We start from the raw sequence: 3,111 nt of genomic DNA on the forward strand, positions 1-3,111 counted from the left end.
GTGTCTGATCATGCCCGAAGACGAGGGCCGCGAGGACTCATGTGTCCTCGCGGCCCTGCGCACCTCCCGAGCGACAGCTACGAAGCGGTCACCGAGTACAGGACCTCGCGCGCGTGGGCGGTGTCCAGGTATTCACGCACCGTGTGGATCTTCCCGTCGCGGCATTCGAAGATCGTGCAGTACGCATTGTTGTAGTCCTTGCCCGTCGCCGCGCCGCGCGCGATGCCAGCGTATTCCACGATGATGCGGTCACCCGCGTCGGAGATGACGCGCAGGTCGAACCCCAACGATCCGGGTTCGAAGAGCGCCGCCGCCGAGGCGAGAAAACCGCCGATCACGGCGTCTTTGCCTTCATACAGCCCCGAGACCGGCATGTCTCCGCCGAGCCACCAGCTGGCGTCGTCCGCCAGCAGCTCGCTCAACGCCGCAATGTCGACGCGCCCCATCGCTTCGAGGAAGTCGCCGACCAGCGCGACGTTGGGCGAGGTTTCGGTCGTGACCGACATGATCACTCGTCCAGGGGGACGTCGGGAAGGAGCTCGAGGTTGTACAGACGCAGCGTCTCTTCGCAGTACGCCGCGACAGCCTCCTTGTCGTTCGGGTCGAGCTGCAGGTTCATGTTGTTCGCGAAGTAGAACGGAATCACCGTCCCGGGGGTGAGGGCGATGATCGTCCGGCAGGGGATGTCGCTCGTGACGTGGTAGCTGTGCGCGAAGCCCTGCGGGCCCCAGACCATCTCCCCCGGGTTGGTGACCAGCTTGTGACGGACGCCGTCACCGTCGATCACGGTCACGGTGAGCTGGCCCTCCAGCACGTAGAACGCTTCATCCTCGCTGTGGTGGATGTGGAACCACGGGCGCTGTCCGACCGGGAAGGTCACCTCGGCCAGGGTGAGCTGGTTGTCGGTGCGGTCGCCCATGGCGTGCAGGACGAGCGTGGCGCCCGGGATCTGCGGTGCACCATCGAACTCGCTGCCGCCCATCACGAAGGTCGCGTTGGCGGGGTCCGAGATGTAGGCACCGCCGGGGGCCTCGACGCGGGCGGGGGTTCGGGTATCTGCTTCGGTTTCTGCAGCTGTCGACGACATCGTCTTTCGCTTTCTCTCAGGTCAGCGACGCGGCATTGCGTTCGCTCGTCCCATCGTGTCGACGCACCCGCGCTCAGACGATGTCCCGGTACCCCACCGTTGAGCGACCGCTATGGTTCCGGGCACCATAGCGAGCAATCGGTCAGCTGCGGCGTGGGTGCCCGCCGGCGTCGAGTACGCAACGGATCTCGCCGAACCGACGCGTGCCGAGATGCGCGAGACACTGGAACGGATGCTGCGCGCGCTCGACGGCCCGGTGCCACCCGTTGCCGCGCCGGTCTTCGTGACTTCGAGACACACAGCGAAACCGAAGGTCACGCTGGTGCCTTTTGTCGGCCGCCGGGGTTAGCGTTGGGGCGTCCCCGCGAGGGGATGAAGTCCTCGAGATCTTCGGGGGCATCGCGGCGATCCGGGCGGACCCGGGCTCCGGTTCATACCCGGAAGCGCTGCGGGTTCGACTCCCGCCGTCGCGTCCATGTCCAAGGGCCCGCGATCCCTTCTCTCGACTGGGATCGCCTCAGGTTACTCGGCGGATTGCGTTTTGCCCACACTTCTCGGGATGTGGTGGTCTGTGATGTCTCAGGACATCGGTGATAGTTCCTGCCCCGGAGGGGCATCAGTGACTCTTCGTTTGAGTCAGGACTGCCGCCTCAGACGCCCTTGCGGGGCAACCCGCCCCGCAGGGCATGTCGCGGACGCAAGTTGTTCGAGGTGACCTCGAACCCGTCGACCCACGCTCACAACTGCTCCAGGCATGGGTACGCGGCGTCCTGGAGCACCCACGCAAGGTGCGCCTTGACACCCGCGGGGGCGTTCCGCATACTGGAAAACTTTGCTTCGCAGACCGGGAAGGAATCAACATGGCAAAGAACGGCAACACAGGCGGCTACGGCAAGACCGACCGCTCCTCGAAGGACGTCAGTTCTGCTCGTCTCCACCAGCAGTCCGGCTCCAGCAATTCCTTTGGCGGCTACACCAAAGTCAACCTGGGGAACGGCGATTTCACGATGAAGAGGACCGGCGGAGGAAAGTCGCGATGAGGCCTCGCGAGCTTGAAGTTGAGGATGCCAGCTGTCTGCCAGACTTGGTCCCTCAAACGACACAAGGGGCCCCATCGTCCATCGCCGGCAGGGGGGGGTCGAGAGGGTGCAGACATGTCCAGGAATGAAGAATTGGTGGCGTCCGGGCTCCGACTCCTGAGAGCGCCACTGGCACTCTTCATCTGCCAAGGAATCGAAAACACCTATGGTGCCGCATGGTGGACCCAGGGCGTTCTCGAGACCCTCGTTTACGAAAAGAACCCGACCATCGAGGATGTCCAGAAGTACCGAAAGCTCCCCGCGGCGGGGACGCTCGACGAGTGCGCTAACGCGATGGACATCAGCGTCTGCTTGATACTGCTGACCAAACACTGGTACAGAATCTTCGCCCCCGCGTTCGGACCAGACCACCGCGGATGGGCTTTTGAACTGATCGGCATCAGGAACAAGAACAAGCATGTGGTGGGCACTGATCATGCCAGCGACTTCACCTGGCGTGCGCTCGACACAATGTACCGACTGTGCGAGCCAATCACCGCAGTGACCGCGGAGGAGATCATCAAGCTCAGGTCCAGTGTTGATCTGTCGGTCTACGACCAAATCAACACATCTCCAGCAGTTCGAATGCCCATCCCCGAGCCCGATAGTCGGGTTACGCCTATGACCATTCGAACCACGAGCCCCGCCGATGTGCCCAGCGAGGTACAGACCGATTCGGAAGAACTTAGAGACGAGTTAGCAGTCGCCGGACCGGATTTCTCGGGTGCAGACCTTCGCAGGATGGACTTCAGCGGAGCGAACCTTGAGGGCGCAGACTTCACCGGYGCCGACCTCCGAAGCACCRACCTCACGAAGGCGAAYCTCTCCCGAGCGACATTCCGGGGCACCACCCTCGGCGACAGCAACCGCAGCGCRGCAAACCTCGCAGGCGCGACGCTCGATGGCGCCACTCTCGACTTCTCAAACTGCGATCTGCGTTTCGCC

At 63.5% G+C, this 3,111-nt stretch carries 5 protein-coding genes and 1 tRNA gene; 4 read left to right on the top strand and 2 right to left on the bottom strand.

The window, feature by feature from the left end; translation table 11 throughout:
* Positions 1 to 77 precede the first annotated feature (77 nt).
* Both AC1DVT_RS19085 and AC1DVT_RS19090 read right to left on the bottom strand, forming a co-directional pair.
* Positions 78 to 506, bottom strand: a complete 429-nt coding sequence (locus AC1DVT_RS19085; protein ID WP_477390843.1) for a nuclear transport factor 2 family protein — start codon at positions 504 to 506, stop codon at positions 78 to 80.
* A gap of 2 nt (positions 507 to 508) precedes the next feature.
* A complete protein-coding gene (locus tag AC1DVT_RS19090; protein ID WP_477390845.1) occupies positions 509 to 1,087 on the bottom strand; it encodes a cupin domain-containing protein in 579 nt (192 codons plus the stop codon).
* A gap of 157 nt (positions 1,088 to 1,244) precedes the next feature.
* Between AC1DVT_RS19090 and AC1DVT_RS19095 the strand changes: the two genes are divergently transcribed.
* From AC1DVT_RS19095 to AC1DVT_RS19110, 4 genes are all read left to right on the top strand, one after another.
* A complete protein-coding gene (locus tag AC1DVT_RS19095; protein WP_477390847.1) occupies positions 1,245 to 1,436 on the top strand; it encodes a hypothetical protein in 192 nt (63 codons plus the stop codon).
* A gap of 51 nt (positions 1,437 to 1,487) precedes the next feature.
* A tRNA-Met gene (locus AC1DVT_RS19100) sits at positions 1,488 to 1,563 on the top strand.
* 384 nt (positions 1,564 to 1,947) lie between these two features.
* Complete coding sequence (locus AC1DVT_RS19105; RefSeq protein WP_477390849.1) at positions 1,948 to 2,127, top strand: hypothetical protein; 180 nt, start codon at positions 1,948 to 1,950, stop codon at positions 2,125 to 2,127.
* Positions 2,128 to 2,241: 114 nt separating this feature from the next.
* Positions 2,242 to 3,111 (top strand): pentapeptide repeat-containing protein (locus tag AC1DVT_RS19110; RefSeq protein ID WP_477390850.1); only part of this gene is annotated, 870 nt, incomplete at its 3' end.

The sequence above is a fragment of the Microbacterium sp. P2_F9 genome (assembly GCF_056403635.1).

Coding starts and splice junctions, on each gene's coding strand:
- AC1DVT_RS19085 (WP_477390843.1), bottom strand. CDS start 506: ATGTCGGTCACGACCGAAACCTCGCCCAACGTCGCGCTGGTCGGCGAC.
- AC1DVT_RS19090 (WP_477390845.1), bottom strand. CDS start 1,087: ATGTCGTCGACAGCTGCAGAAACCGAAGCAGATACCCGAACCCCCGCC.
- AC1DVT_RS19105 (WP_477390849.1), top strand. CDS start 1,948: ATGGCAAAGAACGGCAACACAGGCGGCTACGGCAAGACCGACCGCTCC.